Genomic DNA, 15434 nt, shown 5'->3' with positions numbered 1-15434 from the left:
GTTTATTAGTGAGAAAAATACGCATTAGTGATACAATCCGCAAAATTTTTATAAGGATACCTTATGGCTCGTAAGAAAAAAACACGTCGAATTACTGATATTATGCCAATTCGAAAAGCAGATAAAAAAATAGATACAACAAAAGTGCGTCCAGGTAAAAAGCTTACACGTTATGAATTGGACGCTAAAGCTCGTGAAGATAAGAAAAAACGTAAGCATAAAGGTTTAGCTTCAGGATCTCGTCATAGTGCGGTTGAAGAAAAAGCGAATAAACTTCAAAATGAAATTAAAGATCCAAAAATTGGTAGTAAGAAAAAGGTTCCGTTGGTTGTTGAATTTATTAATAAACCTGAAAGAGGTCAATTAATTCCAGTAATAAAACAGGTAAAAAAACAAGATCCAATGAAAGAGCTTGAAAATCTGGAAAATAACGAAATTCTTAATGAATTATTGGATGCTTTAGATGAAGGTAAAACTATTAGTAAAGCAGATCAACAATTTGTAGATGAATGCTTAGATAGAATTTCTGAATTAATGGAAGAACTTGGCATTGAAGACGAAGATCAAAGTGAAGATGATTTATACCGCACTTTCGAGCGTATCGATATTAACCAATTTAGATAAGTTATGATTTGGCTATTTATTGTAGTTGCATTTTTTTTGGTGATTGGATTGAGTTTATATGCAATATATTTATTAAAACAGTTAAAAATCCAAAAGGAATTGATTACTAAAGCCAAGCATGATCGCACTATACGATTAAAAGAAAGCATTGATGTTATTGCTCGAGCAATGCAATCTGGAGAATGTAATACTTCAGAAGGAGTAATCCGTCTTACAATGCTATTAAGGCCTTTTGGTAAGAATTTATCTACTTATCCTGCAATGGCTAACTTATATGAAGTTGTGCGTGATATGCCTACACATGATGCTCGTAAATTGCTTGATAAAAGAGAAAGAATGCGTCTAGATTTAGATCGAGAAAGTGCAGAAGTACAATTTGAACAAGATATTAAAAAAGAATTGTATATATTATTAGAAGATATTAAATCTATTGAATTAACGTAAATAGTGTGACTGTAAAGAAAAATGCGCTAAGTTTATCCTAGCGCATTTTTTTATGATTATTTTTGTTAACGATTTTGTTCAAAAAATAATACCGTTGCGGCAACGCGAGAATGTACATTTAATTTGCGCAATAAATTACGGATATGTACTTTCACGGTTTCTTCTGAAATAAACAGTTGTGCTGCGATTTGTTTATTTGATAGACCTGTCGCAATTTGACGAAGTACGCCCATTTCACGATCCGTTAGGCTGTCTAATGGATTTTCTTCATGAGTACGTTCTAACAGTAAATTTTTAATAGAATCGCTCAGAATGACTTCACCTTGTGCAATGCGCTTTATTTGGTCTAGCAACGTATCTGGTTCCGTATCTTTTAGCAAGTAACCATCTGCACCTGCATCAATCAGAGTATAAATATCATTTTTTGCATCAGACACTGTTAAAATTAAGATTCGTGCATCAACACCTTCTGCGCGTAATCCTTTGAGTGTATCTAACCCAGAAAGTCCTTTCATGTTGAGATCTAAAATGATCACATCAGGTGATGTTTGTAATGCCACAGAAATCCCTTCTGTGCCGCTGCCTACGTCAGCCACCACTTCAAAGTTATCGTCTAATTCTACAAGTTGTTTAATGCCACGACGCATTAACGGATGGTCGTCAATCAATAAAACCTTTAGTTTTTCTTGCATAATTTCCCCTTTAGTGGAAAAAGTCCACTTTAAAAAACGTAGTATTCTATAAAGAATTCAATTCTATGCCAATCTAGAATAGAAAAAAATTTGATTTATCTCACAAACTTACTGTTTGAGATAAGTTTATTGATGGATGGAAAAAGAGCGGTAGAAAAATAGATAATTTTTTTACCGCTCTTTTAGGATAAGAAAGATTAAATGGTCGACTCTAATGCCCAAAGTTCTTGTAAGGTTTCTCGACGACGAATTAAATAGGATTTATCTCCATCTACTAGAACTTCTGCAGTACGAGGTCTTGAGTTATAGTTTGATGACATGCTTGCTCCATAGGCGCCTGCTGAGCATTGAGCTATATAATCACCTTCAGCAATAGAAAGTTCTCGTTGTTTGCCTAAGAAATCTGACGTTTCACAAACTGGCCCGACAACATCATAAATGGCTTTTTCTCTTACTAAAGTGCGGTCAATTTCTACGATATTCATATAAGCCTCATACAATGCAGGGCGGATCATATCGTTCATTCCTGTGTCGGTAATGGCGAAATTACGACTTTCATTATTTTTTAGGTATTGTACTTTTGCTACTAAAATTCCTGCATTTGCAGAAATTGCTCTGCCTGGTTCAAGAATAATTTCAAGTTCGGAATAATCTTTTAGTTTTTCTAATAACGCATTTGCGTAATCGCTTGGATGCGGAGGCATTTCATCCGTATAAGTCACGCCTAAACCACCGCCTAGATCGAGATGTTTTAATTTAATCCCATCCTCTTTTAATTGTTCCATTAGGATAATTAAGCGATCTGTTGCATCTAAGAATGGTTGTAATTCAGTGAGCTGCGAGCCTATGTGGCAATCCATCCCTGTTATTTTTATGTTTGGCAGCGTTGAGGCTAATTTATATACCTCTCGAGCTTCATTTACGCTTACACCAAATTTATTTTCTTTTAATCCTGTTGAGATATAAGGGTGTGTATGCGCATCAACATCTGGATTCACACGCAAAGAAATTGGTGCTATTTTCCCCATCTCGCCTGCAATTTGGTTAATGTATTTGAGTTCAGAAACTGATTCCACATTAAAGCAACGAATTCCAACCTCTAGTGCCCGTATAATTTCTTCTCGGGATTTAGCTACACCCGAAAAAACTACTTTTGATGCATCGCCACCCGCGGCAAGTACACGCTCAAGTTCTCCTTGTGAGACAATATCGAAACCAGAACCCAGTTTTGCCATGATATTTAATACGCCGATATTCGAGCAAGATTTTACGGCAAAGCAAATTAAGTGAGGACGCTTACCTAAGGCTGAGTCAAAAGCATGCCAATGGCGTTCAAGTGTTGCGCGAGAATATACATAAAGAGGTGTACCGAATTGTTCAGCAAGTTGTTGAACCGGAATATCTTCAGCATAAAGCTTATTATTTTTATATTGGAAGAAATTCATGTTGTGTTCCTGTTTTTTATTTTGGGATTGTAATTGGATAATCGCTTATTTGGTTTGCTGTGCTTGTTCTTTTTCTGGGAAATATAAAGGACCTTTTACGCCGCATCCTGTTGCTAGAATGCAAATTGCACTAAGCACTAAAATTGATAGTAGTTTTTTCATTTTTCTCTCTCTTACTTATCGGTAAATCCGCCTTTCACAAGCTTAAGAAAGGCTTTATAATTTGCCGCATTCTATCAGATTTAAACAGGAACATTTTATGAATATTGCAGAATTTCACCAAAATATTGAACAAGTTTGGCAAAAAATTGAAGAAGAATTAGAAGCGCAAGGTGCGGATGTAGATTGTGAAACGCAAGGTTCGGTATTTACAATCACTTTTGATAATCGCACACAAATAGTGATTAACAAGCAAGAACCATTACTTGAGCTTTGGATTGCGAGTAAATTAGGTGGTTTTCATTTTGCTTTTAAAAATGGCGACTGGGTTTCTAATGACGGAAAGCGTTTTTGGGATTGTTTAGTCGAAGCTTGTGCTGCACATGGCGAGAACGTGCAGTTCTAAGATGCTTGATTCTCATTTATCACCAAAAATAATAGAAAAACCGACCGCACTTTCTGTTTTGAAATCGGTTTTCGGTTATCAATCTTTCCGTAAAGGGCAGGAAGAAGTCATCCATGCCGCTTTAAACGGACAAGATGCTTTGGTGGTAATGGCAACAGGGAATGGCAAATCGCTTTGTTATCAAATTCCAGCGCTGTGTTTTGATGGTTTAACTTTAGTGATTTCTCCGCTGATTTCCTTGATGAAAGATCAAGTGGATCAGCTGCAAGCTAATGGAATTGAGGCAGATTTTCTTAATTCTAGTCAGACTTTAGAACAGCAGCAACAAGTTCAAAATAAACTAATTTCTGGGCAACTTAAACTGCTTTATGTGTCGCCAGAAAAAGTGATGACGAACAGTTTCTTTCAACTTATTTCTTATAGTAAAGTCAGCTTTATTGCGATTGATGAAGCACACTGCATTTCTCAATGGGGGCATGATTTTCGCCCTGAATATACCCAGCTTGGTGGTTTAAAAGCTAGTTTCCCTCATGCGCCGATTATGGCGCTCACCGCGACAGCCGATTATGCGACTCGCCAAGATATTTTGACTCACCTCAATCTGGAAAATCCGCATAAATATATTGGTAGTTTTGATCGACCAAACATTCGTTATACTTTGGAAGAAAAATATAAACCAATGGAGCAACTGATACGTTTTGTGTTGGCCCAAAAGGGCAAGAGTGGGATTATTTATTGCAACAGCCGAAACAAGGTTGAACGAATTGCGGAAAGTTTACGCAATAAAGGCGTCTCTGCTGCTGCTTACCACGCGGGAATGGAAACAGCAGTGCGTGAGTGCGTGCAACAGGATTTTCAGCGTGATAATGTTCAAGTAGTCGTCGCAACCATTGCTTTTGGAATGGGGATTAATAAATCCAATGTGCGGTTTGTTGCCCATTTTGATTTACCTCGCAGCATTGAATCCTACTATCAGGAAACGGGGCGAGCAGGACGTGATGATTTACCTGCAGAGGCCGTTTTGTTTTATGAGCCTGCGGATTACGCTTGGTTACAAAAAATTCTCTTAGAAAAACCAGAAACTCCACAGCGTCAGATTGAGCAGCATAAATTAGAAGCTATTGGTGAATTTGCAGAAAGCCAGACTTGTCGCCGTTTAGTTCTTCTCAATTATTTTGGTGAGCATCGACAAACACCATGCAATAACTGTGATATTTGCCTTGATCCTCCTAAAAAATATGATGGATTAGTCGATGCCCAAAAAGTAATGTCTACTATTTATCGAGTGGGGCAATGTTTCGGTGCACATTATGTGATTGCGGTGTTGCGTGGAATGCACAATCAGAAAATTATTGAACGCCAACATGATAAACTTTCAGTGTATGGCATTGGAAAAGATAAAAGCAAAGAGCATTGGCAGTCTGTCATTCGTCAGCTTATTCATTTGGGTTTTGTGCAACAGGTCATTGGTGAATTAAATCCAACGTTGCAACTTACTGAAAGCGCAAAAGCGATTTTGAAAGGTGAAGAACCATTAGAACTGGCAATGCCTCGTATTTCTGCAATCAGTAAGATTGCCCATAATCCACAACGCCAAAGTGTTGCAAATTACGATAAGGATTTATTTGCACGCCTGCGCTTCTTACGCAAACAAATTGCCGATAAAGAAAATATTCCACCGTACATTGTCTTTAATGATGCGACTTTGCAAGAAATGGCTCAGTATATGCCAACAAGCAATATTGAAATGTTGCAAATTAATGGCGTGGGCTCTATCAAATTAGAGCGGTTTTGCCAGCCTTTTATGGTATTGATTCAGGAACATAAAGCAATTTTGGCGAAAGCGCAAAATAATCAGTAGGTATCGAAAGTTCGGTTAAAAATCACCGCACTTTTTGTTATACTTGCGCCAATTTTTTCAGTTCTTAGAATCTAAGGTTAAACAATGCGTACAAGTCAATATTTATTCTCCACCCTTAAAGAAACACCAAATGATGCTCAAGTGGTGAGCCACCAGTTAATGCTCCGTGCAGGTATGATTCGCCCAATGGCATCAGGTTTATATAACTGGTTGCCGACGGGTATTCGCGTATTGAAAAAAGTAGAGAAGATTATTCGCGAAGAAATGAATAAAGGCGGCGCTATCGAGGTGTTGATGCCTGTTGTGCAACCGGCGGAATTATGGGAAGAGTCTGGTCGTTGGGAGCAATATGGCCCTGAGCTCCTTCGTTTTGAAGACCGCGGAAACCGTAACTTTGTACTTGGGCCAACTCACGAAGAAGTGATTACAGATTTAGTGCGTCGAGAAGTTTCTTCATACAAACAACTTCCACTTAATTTATACCAAATTCAAACTAAATTCCGTGATGAAGTGCGTCCTCGTTTTGGTGTAATGCGTTCGCGTGAATTTATTATGAAAGATGCGTACTCATTTCACACGACACAAGAAAGTTTGCAAGAAACCTATGATGTGATGTATCAAGTGTACAGTAACATTTTTAACCGTTTAGGCTTAGATTTCCGTGCGGTACAAGCGGATACAGGGTCTATTGGTGGTTCTGCGTCTCATGAATTCCAAGTGTTGGCTTCAAGTGGTGAAGATGATGTTGTATTCTCAACAGAATCGGATTTTGCCGCGAATATTGAGCTTGCTGAAGCTGTAGCTATCGGTGAGCGTCAAGCGCCAACCGCAGAAATGACATTGGTTGATACGCCAAATGCGAAAACCATTGCGGAGTTAGTAGAACAATTCAATTTACCGATTGAGAAAACCGTGAAAACGTTGATTGTGAAAGGTGCAGACGAAAATCAACCGCTTGTTGCTTTAATTATTCGTGGTGATCATGAATTAAATGAAATTAAAGCACAAAAACACCCATTAGTGGCAGCTCCTCTTGAGTTTGCAGATGAAGCTGATATCAAAGCGAAAATTGGTGCGGGTGTGGGGGCATTAGGCCCTGTGAATTTAAATATTCCTGCAATTATTGACCGCACTGTGGCGTTAATGTCTGATTTTAGTTGTGGCGCGAATATCGATGGAAAACATTATTTCAATGTGAACTGGGAACGCGATGTAGCAATGCCAGAAGTATTTGATTTACGTAACGTAGTAGAAGGTGATCCAAGTCCGGATGGTAAAGGCACGCTTCAAATTAAACGTGGTATTGAAGTGGGACATATTTTCCAACTTGGTAAAAAATACTCTGAAGCAATGAAAGCGACCGTTCAAGGCGAAGATGGTAAACCTCTTGTGATGACAATGGGTTGCTACGGCATCGGCGTAACTCGCGTGGTAGCTTCAGCGATTGAACAGCATCATGATGATCGCGGTATTATTTGGCCTTCAGATGAAATTGCACCATTTACTGTAGCGATTGTGCCAATGAACATGCACAAATCTGAAACCGTGCAAAAATATGCTGAAGAACTTTACCGCACTTTACAATCACAAGGCGTAGATGTGATTTTTGATGATCGTAAAGAACGCCCAGGCGTGATGTTTGCAGACATGGAACTTATCGGTGTGCCGTATATGATTGTAATCGGTGAGAAAAACTTAGAGAACGGTGAAATTGAATATAAGAACCGCCGTACCGGTGAAAAAGAAATGATTGGTAAAGATCAGTTGCTCAATTTTTTGAAAGAAAAGTTGGGTAAAGCTTAATAAGTAAAATTAATTAGAGTTTTGAACTGATTCTAAAAACTAGCTTATTCACTTAAAGACTGACGACTATATTATATTGTCGTCAGTCCTTTTATTTCAGTTAAATTCATCGATGATTACAGTAATCTAAATAATCTCTTACTGTATCAAGTATCTCTTCTCTACTGTATAAAATTAAGGGGCTGACGTAGATTAGCAAGTGTGTTAGTCATATAAAAATGAAGATAACTCATTATAAATTAAAGAAATCTATACAAAATAAGCTCCTTGAATTTTTTGTATTAGAAGTGACAGCCCGAGCAGCGGCTGATTTACTCGGTATCCAAGCCAATTCAGCGATTTTGTTTTACCGAAAAATTCGTGAAGTCATTAGCTATCATTTAGCCCTTGAAGCCGATGAGGTTTTTGATGGTCAAATTGAGCTTGATGAAAGATATTTTGGCGGTCATCGTAAAGGAAAACGAGTCGAGGCGCAGCAGGAAAAGTTGCCGTATTCGGTTTGTTAAAGCGACAAGGAAAAGTATTTGCAGTAGTGGTAGAAAATACCAAAACAGGGACATTAATGCCTGTTATTGTGAGAAAAATTAAGCCTGATAGCTGGGTTTATACCGATACTTATCGACTCTATGATGCCCTTGATGTGAGCAAATTTCACCACGAACGAATCAATCATTCCGAACTATTTGCGGTGAAACAAAACCACATAAATGGAATAAAAAATTTCTGGAGTCAGGCGAAGAGAATCCTTCGAAAATATAATGGAATTGACCGAAAAAACTTTCCTTTATTCTTGAAGGAATGTGAATTTAGGTTTAACTTTGGAGCACCAAAAGAACAGCTTAAAATATTGAGAAAATGGTGTGGTATTTAGGGCTAATCTACGTCAGCCCCAAAGATCTTGGTGCAAAATATATCATTATTGGCCATTCTGAACGCCGCACTTATCATAAAGAAAGCGACGAATTCGTAGCGAAAAAATTTGGTGCATTAAAAGAAGCTGGTTTAGTACCAGTATTATGTATCGGTGAAACTGAAGCTGAAAACGAAGCTGGCAAAACAGAAGAAGTGTGCGCGCGTCAAATTGATGCAGTAATCAACACATTAGGTGTTGAAGCATTCAAAGGTGCAGTGATCGCATACGAACCAATCTGGGCGATCGGTACTGGTAAATCTGCGACCCCAGCACAAGCACAAGCTGTTCATGCATTTATCCGTGGCCACATCGCAGCAAAATCACAAGCTGTAGCAGATCAAGTGATCATTCAATATGGTGGTTCGGTAAATGACGTTAATGCAGTTGAATTCATCGACAATTCCCTCCACCAAATAATCCCTTACTACATCAACTATCTTCTCTCTACGGTTAAATAGCCAGCCATAAAACATCCCGTTTTTAATGGTTCAAAGAAACTTTCCATTATTTCATTAGCGAATATTTTTATAGCTATACTGTCTGGCTATAATAAAATCTGCACCTCAATTATTGGTAATTTAGTCCAACGTTTGAGGTGCAGATTATTTTCTCTGCACTTTTGTGCTTTTAGATACAATTAGAATTCAAATTGAACTGACATTCTATAGTTTCTACCTGGGGCATAGAAACGATTGATACCTAAGCCTGTATCTTGATTAATCATATTACTTGTACCAAATGGTCTAATTGATCTAGCAGAATCCCAAGTAATATATTTTCTATTAGTTAAGTTATACACACCAGCTCTTAAAGTAAGATTTTTAATTGGTTTGATATATCCTAACAAATCAATGGTTGTATAAGATTCACTTCTCCATTTGATTGTAGTTTCTTTTTTACCTTCTTCTTTATAGAACATATTATAAGTATCTTCTGCATTTTTAGCTGATGCATGAGAGATATAAAGATCTAGACCATATTTATCATCAGGATGAACATAACTTACTCCATAAACAGCTGTTCTAGGCTGAATTGCATTCATTGGTATATTGCCATTTATTCTGCCTTTTTGATAGGTGTATTTATAGCTTAAACTGAAACCATTGAATAATTTAGTAATATTTCCTAAGGATATTTGTGAAGCAATTTCAAAACCAGTTACTTTAGCATTTGGTCTATTTACATTTTGATAAAAATGAAATGGTATTAGTTTTGAGTGCCCATGAACGTCACGACTCCCTTGATAGGATAAATCAATAAAGTTTTGATATCGAGTATCAAAAACAGAAGTTGTAATATATCCCATGTCATTATGCACAGTTAAAGATAACTCTTTGGTTTTTGCTGTTTCTGGTTGAAGATCTCTATTTGGTCGAATAGAAAAATCTGGATGTTTAAATGTAAAGTAGATTTCATCACTTGTTGGTGCTCGGAATCCCTTACTATATTTTGCCTGTAAACGTAACCAATTTAACGGATCAAGTGTTGTACCAAAAGAGTAGGAACTTGCAGAAAATTTTTTCGGTTGTGCAATTTCTTTAATATTTGCTGCAGCATTGGCTTCTTTTTTTAATAATTCATCAGCATCTGAATCTGCTTGACTTGCATTAAATTCTGGTGTGGTGATATAAAGATTTGTCACCATATCATCAGGGATTTTTGGTGTTTTTCCAGGAATATATTCTGGTTCATATTTCACTCGATCATAACGATAACCTAAATTAAAAGCGATATAGTTATTCACACGGAAATCATTAATAAAATATAACGCGCCTGTTTTCGTTTTCACTGGAATTAGGAAAGAGAACACATTGACATTATTACATAATGTACTCGTCCGTTCTGGATTTAACGTTGGTTTAGCACCTGTTGTAGAAGGAGCTAAAAAGATATCACAATTATGTGGATATTGAGCCCACCATTTTACATTTAGAGGGGCATCTCCAGCTAGATTGGTCATTGATTTTTTCATTTCAGACCACAGACCACCATAAGACAAATCGTGCTGTGTTTTACCTAACTCTAGATGTTTTGTTAAGTCAAGGTTAATTTGTTTGGTTTCACTTGTTAAGTCACGTTGCGACCAAAGATTCGCCTGATAACCCTTTTGATTTGGCATAAATAGGTATGGACCAGATCGCTGATCATTAGCTGTAACTTCTGTTTTGGCATATTTTTTGCCATTTTTTTCAATCACATCAAAAGGAATATCTACAGTAGTTCCATTTTTGTTAAATCCTTGAATTGTTTTTTTATCGCAATTTAATCCATCACAGCTAAAAAGATAGCTGATGTTAGTCGGCAATCTTTGTTCATCAGAGATAACGTTTTTATCTGCTTCAGATAAAAGATCGTATTTTTTACCATTGATTTCAAAAGTATTTTCTTTTTGAAGAGTTTTTACCTCGTAAGTACACTTATCCATTTCATCATCAATACAATATCCATAGACTGTCTTACCTGGATGTTTTGCTCGAACAGCATCCCAATCTACTTTTTGCCATGCCCATTTTCCTGGTTTAGTTAGTTCTGCTGATCCTGCCACTCCTGTCTCTTTTATCTCTTTATCAATATCTTTATATTTTACAGAATTACCATCCTTCCCAACAAGTTGATTATCCTGATTGTATTTCATTCCAAGCAAATTACTCGATAATGCACATTTATCATTCCCATCGCAATAATCGTCTGTTCTTGCGCTTGTAGTAATTTTTTGGTGGGAATAGGTGATTTTTAATGTATCCCAAAATGGTGTTTCAGTAAAATTCTCATAAACAAAAGCGATATTTTTACGTTCTACTTTATCGTTAGTATGACGTAATTCTTCTTCATCATATGTCATGTACTGTGTATTTGGTTTTAGAGTATAAGAAAAATCATGACCTTTAGAAGTTTGTTTATATAAATCTGCAATAACTGAGAAACGGTGATTTTCTGTTGGTTGGAAACCAATTTTTAAAAGTGCACTATCTTGGGTTCTTCTATAAGGATCTGCTTTTTCTCTCGTTTTTCCTTGAATTTTATCGTTATAATTTTTATAACCATAGTTTTCTAATTCATGGCCTTTACGTGATGTAATTACAGCAATTGCATCAAAATACTTATAACGCCCAGCAAGAGTGAGCGTTTGAAGATTTTGGTTATCTGCTGTGTTATAGCCTCTTTTATAGGAAGCGTAGTAATTTTTGTTAAGTAAATAATCTCTAGCATCTTTTGTATCAAAACTAACAGAACCACCTAATGCGCCACTACCTGATTTTAAAGAATCAGCTCCTTTTCGAATTGTAACTTGTTTTAGTGTTTCTATTTCTGCGCTATTACGCGTATTATTAAAATTTCCATATCCTTCAAATAATTCTTTAAACCCTTGTGAAGAGATGGTTTCTGCTTGATGCAGTCCATCTATTTGAACTGCTACACGGTTTTCTTCCACTCCTCGAACTGCAAAGCCACTATTTCCAAAGCGTCCTGCTTCTACGACAGTAATTCCTGTTTCATAACGCACGAGATCTTTAACATCTTGCGCTTGTTCTTTTTCTAATTTTTTAGCTGTTTTCACAGTTTCGGCAATTTTTGGAGGTGTTTTCGTATCACTATGTTCGGTAGAACCAGATACATTAATTTCCTCAAGTTGCTGTTGAATTGGTTCATCAGCATAAGCAACACTTGCCGTTAGCCCAAGCATAACGGAATACGCAAGCAGATTTAATCTAAAATTGGTCATTTTTTTCCCTCGTTAAAGATGACATGTAAATTAAATTATGTATTTAAATTAACCGCACATTTACTATCACTACTATTATTATGTGCGGTTTAGATAAGAGTACATCTAAAATTCTAATTGAATAGATGCTCTATAATTTCTACCTGGTGCGTAAAAACGATTTAAGCCTATACCTGTTTCAGTATCTATTCGATTGATTGTACCGATAGTTCTAATGGATCGGGCAGATTCCCAAGTAAGATATTTTTGATTTGTTAAATTATAAACACCAGCTGTAAATGTAAGGTTTTTAATTGGTTTCCAGTAAGCAATGGCATCTATCACTGTGTAATGTTTATTACGCCATAATGCTCTTCTGTCAATAACTTTTTCGTTACCATTTACTGTTTTTGCTGGCACTGTTTCAATTGCACCAGTATTAATATTTTCTGCTTGACGTTCAATCATGCTATGCCATTGAGGGTTAAAGCTGTCTTTTGCCTTTTTAGCTGAAACGTCGGTAATATAAAAATCTAATCCCCATATTTTATTAGGTGAATCATAACCTAAATTGTATACGGATGTGGTCGGTTGCAAAGCGTTCATTGGCTGGTCTTGCAAGGCCATATTCATATATTTAGGGTTATGTTCTAATAAATTTTTATATCCCTCTAATGGTTTACCATCTTTTATTCGACCTTTTTGATAAGTCAATTTATAACCCAAATGGAATCCTTCTAATTTTTCAATAAGGTCCCCTATTTCTAGATGAGTAGAAATTTCGATTCCGTTTACTTTTGCCTTATCACGATTCAAACTCTGATAGAATGGATAATAAGACGATTTACTTTGATCAATTGGACGTTCACCTAAATATGCCAAATCAATAAAATTCTTATAATCGGTTTGGAATAAATTAGTAGTGAAATAACTACGTTCTCTATAAAAAGTAAAGGCGATTTCTTTTGTTTTAGCTTTTTCTTCTTTTAAATTAGTATTTGGTAAAAGTGAAAATTGAGGATGTTTAAATGTTATATACATTTCATCAGGCGTTGGCGCTCTAAAACCATTAGAATATTTAAACTGTATTCTTAACCAATCAGTTGGATCCAAGTTTAATCCTAAATTATAGGAATGGTGCTTAAATGCTGTTGATTTTTGAATTGCATTTAAATTGTCTTGTACATTTTTTATATAATCGGCATGATTATAATTATACCAACCATTGCCTCCAGTTAATGCACTATCTGGAATAGGGATCATTGTACCAGCTAATAATCCACGTGGAATTTCAGGATCTTGTCCCAAGCGATAATGCGGTAAATGTCTGACATTGTCATATCTATAATTTAAATCAAAACCAAGCCAATTTGTTACTGTAAAATTATCACCTAAATAAAATGCATGGTTTTTAGTTTTAACAGGGATTAGGTAACTCGTTTTACCTAAATTACTTTCCTTTAATTTTCCCGTACAATCACTGGTAGGATAATATTGAGGAGAGGGTGTTCTTATTCCATTCTCTAATTTATTACAAATAAAGTCATCAGCCCACCATTGAACATTTCCACCTTTGTAACCCTGAAGATTAACCATGCTTTTTTCTGTTTCTGAGTATAATCCACCATATCGTAAAGCATGATCCGTTTTTATTACAGAAAAAGATTTATCAAAGTCAAAGTTAAATTGTTTTGTATTTGTATTTAAATCACGATCATTGTAATCATTTCTACTATATCCTGCAGATTTAGGAAGCAAATAAAAGGCTTCTTCATATTGTGTTAGGGTTGAGTCAAAAGGGCTAGGTCTTGAAGCTAATTCAAGTTGACCATATTTTTTACCATTAGGTAGAGTTTTAATATTAATTCTTCTATCTTCAAATTTATAATTTTCAGTATAACCATACTCTCCATCTAATTTATTTGCAGAGAACACTCTAAATTTCTTATTGCAATCTAACTTATCACAATCTATTGATAAAGACTCTACAGGGCGCTCAAAAATATCATTAGTAACATCTTCATTTCTAGAGTTTTTATATGTTGTGCCCCAATCATATTCTCCAGTGAGTTCTTTGTTATCTTTATCTAAAATCTTATATACACCATTTGAATCATCTAAATGTAATCCTTGCGGATTTAGCACTCCAGCACAATTAGCTGATGCGCAATATTCATCACTACGAGCTTTATTTTTAATTTTTTGAGAGGAATAAGTTAGTTTAAAGTGATCCCAAAATGGAGTTTGTGTAAAGTTTTCATAAGAAAATTGGATATTTTCCCGTTTAGATTTATCGTGAATAAAACGTTCTCCTTGACTGGTTTCAGTATTGACATAAGAACTAGGACGTAATGAATAAGATAAATCTTGTCCATCAGTTTTTAATGTTGATTTATCAACAGCTACACTAAATCGATGATTTTCTGTTGGTTCAAACCCTAATTTCACTAACGTACTATTACGGGAAATGGAATAAGGATCTGTTTTTTCTCTTTTAATTCCAACAACCTTATCGTCATAACTTTCATAACCATAATTCTTCATTTCATTGCTATTACGCTCAGTATGAACAATTAACGCATCAAACCCTTTATATCGGCCAGCAGCAGTAAGAGACATCGTATCTTGACTATTCATACTTTGAGTAGAACGTTTAACACTAAAGTAATGATCTTTTCCTATTAGATAATCTCTAGCATCTTTTGTATCAAAGATAACCGAACCACCCAATGCCCCACTACCTGATTTTAAAGAGTCAGCACCTTTGGTAATAGTCGCTGTTTTAACATTCTCTATTTCTATATCATTACGAGTATTATTAAAATTTCCATAGCCTTCAAATAGCTCTTTAAATGCTTGTGAACTTAAAGTTTCAGCTTGACGAAGTCCATCTACCATAATACCTACACGGTTTTCATCAACTCCTCGAACCGCATAACCGCTTGCTCCAGTTCTTCCTGTTTCAACAACACTAATACCAGTTTCATAACGTACCAAATCTCGAGAATCTGAAGCCTGTTGCTTAGAAAGTTTCTTAGCTGTAATTTGGGTTTCACCAACTTTTTTTTCTTTCACATTTATTGTTTCTGTATTCCCTGAAACATTAATTTCCTGCAATTGTTCAAGCTCGTTGGCGTAAACAGCTCCTGCTGTCAGTCCAAGCATAACGGAATATGCAAGCAGATTTAATCTAAAATTGGTCATGTTTAACTCCATGGGAAAGTAAATAATAATAATTCTCAAATATATTACAAGGAAAAGTATTTTCTCACAATCAGAAAATTTTGTTTTTGATCAATATCAAACAATAAAAATTATTCTCATTATGCTCTATATTTAAATGCGCTTGTTCTCTATAATGCAAGCCATCGATTGTTCATGTTA

General features: G+C 35.8%; 10 protein-coding genes and 2 pseudogenes. 7 read left to right on the top strand and 5 right to left on the bottom strand.

Annotated features, from left to right (window positions below; translation table 11 throughout):
* The first annotated feature begins 63 nt into the window (after nucleotides 1–63).
* Both yihI and AAX18_RS05410 read left to right on the top strand, forming a co-directional pair.
* Nucleotides 64–624, top strand: a complete 561-nt coding sequence (yihI, locus tag AAX18_RS05415; RefSeq protein ID WP_046953203.1) for a Der GTPase-activating protein YihI — start codon at nucleotides 64–66, stop codon at nucleotides 622–624.
* 3 nt (nucleotides 625–627) lie between these two features.
* Nucleotides 628–1068, top strand: a complete 441-nt coding sequence (locus tag AAX18_RS05410; RefSeq protein ID WP_046953202.1) for a DUF2489 domain-containing protein — start codon at nucleotides 628–630, stop codon at nucleotides 1066–1068.
* 65 nt (nucleotides 1069–1133) lie between these two features.
* On the opposite strand, the gene AAX18_RS05405 is transcribed toward AAX18_RS05410, so the two are convergent.
* The 3 genes from AAX18_RS05405 to lptM all read right to left on the bottom strand — a co-directional run bounded on the left by AAX18_RS05405 (nucleotide 1134) and on the right by lptM (nucleotide 3367).
* Nucleotides 1134–1760, bottom strand: coding sequence for a response regulator (locus tag AAX18_RS05405; RefSeq protein WP_005635583.1), 627 nt, complete (start codon nucleotides 1758–1760; stop codon nucleotides 1134–1136).
* A gap of 197 nt (nucleotides 1761–1957) precedes the next feature.
* On the bottom strand, nucleotides 1958–3205 hold the full coding sequence (gene lysA, locus AAX18_RS05400; protein WP_046953201.1) for a diaminopimelate decarboxylase: 1248 nt from the start codon (nucleotides 3203–3205) through the stop codon (nucleotides 1958–1960).
* A gap of 45 nt (nucleotides 3206–3250) precedes the next feature.
* Nucleotides 3251–3367, bottom strand: a complete 117-nt coding sequence (gene lptM, locus AAX18_RS08735) for an LPS translocon maturation chaperone LptM (RefSeq protein ID WP_005626022.1) — start codon at nucleotides 3365–3367, stop codon at nucleotides 3251–3253.
* Between the two features lie 97 nt (nucleotides 3368–3464).
* Between lptM and cyaY the strand changes: the two genes are divergently transcribed.
* The 5 genes and pseudogenes from cyaY to tpiA form a co-directional block, all read left to right on the top strand.
* Complete coding sequence (gene cyaY / locus AAX18_RS05395) at nucleotides 3465–3770, top strand: iron donor protein CyaY (RefSeq protein ID WP_005635590.1); 306 nt, start codon at nucleotides 3465–3467, stop codon at nucleotides 3768–3770.
* A 1-nt stretch (nucleotide 3771) separates the two neighbouring features.
* A complete protein-coding gene (gene recQ, locus AAX18_RS05390; RefSeq protein WP_046953200.1) occupies nucleotides 3772–5631 on the top strand; it encodes a DNA helicase RecQ in 1860 nt (619 codons plus the stop codon).
* An 84-nt stretch (nucleotides 5632–5715) separates the two neighbouring features.
* A complete protein-coding gene (gene proS / locus AAX18_RS05385) occupies nucleotides 5716–7434 on the top strand; it encodes a proline--tRNA ligase (RefSeq protein WP_005626016.1) in 1719 nt (572 codons plus the stop codon).
* 218 nt (nucleotides 7435–7652) lie between these two features.
* Nucleotides 7653–8305 (top strand): annotated as a pseudogene (locus AAX18_RS08730) (IS1595 family transposase).
* Nucleotides 8306–8325: 20 nt separating this feature from the next.
* A pseudogene (gene tpiA / locus AAX18_RS05370) lies at nucleotides 8326–8736 on the top strand (triose-phosphate isomerase); the annotation flags it as partial.
* A 248-nt stretch (nucleotides 8737–8984) separates the two neighbouring features.
* Here tpiA and AAX18_RS05365 read toward each other — a convergent pair.
* Together AAX18_RS05365 and AAX18_RS05360 are read right to left on the bottom strand one after the other, a co-directional pair.
* Nucleotides 8985–12071, bottom strand: a complete 3087-nt coding sequence (locus AAX18_RS05365) for a TonB-dependent hemoglobin/transferrin/lactoferrin family receptor (RefSeq protein WP_046953198.1) — start codon at nucleotides 12069–12071, stop codon at nucleotides 8985–8987.
* A gap of 105 nt (nucleotides 12072–12176) precedes the next feature.
* The gene (locus AAX18_RS05360) at nucleotides 12177–15254 is read right to left on the bottom strand and encodes a TonB-dependent hemoglobin/transferrin/lactoferrin family receptor (protein ID WP_046953197.1); all 3078 of its coding nucleotides are present in this window, start codon (nucleotides 15252–15254) and stop codon (nucleotides 12177–12179) included.
* Nucleotides 15255–15434: the final 180 nt, after the last annotated feature.

Source organism: Haemophilus haemolyticus (genome assembly GCF_001008205.1).
GTDB classification, from domain to species: Bacteria; Pseudomonadota; Gammaproteobacteria; order Enterobacterales; family Pasteurellaceae; genus Haemophilus; species Haemophilus haemolyticus_Q.
Note: the sequence above shows the minus strand (reverse complement) of the source record. Positions and strands in the feature narration are given on the sequence as shown.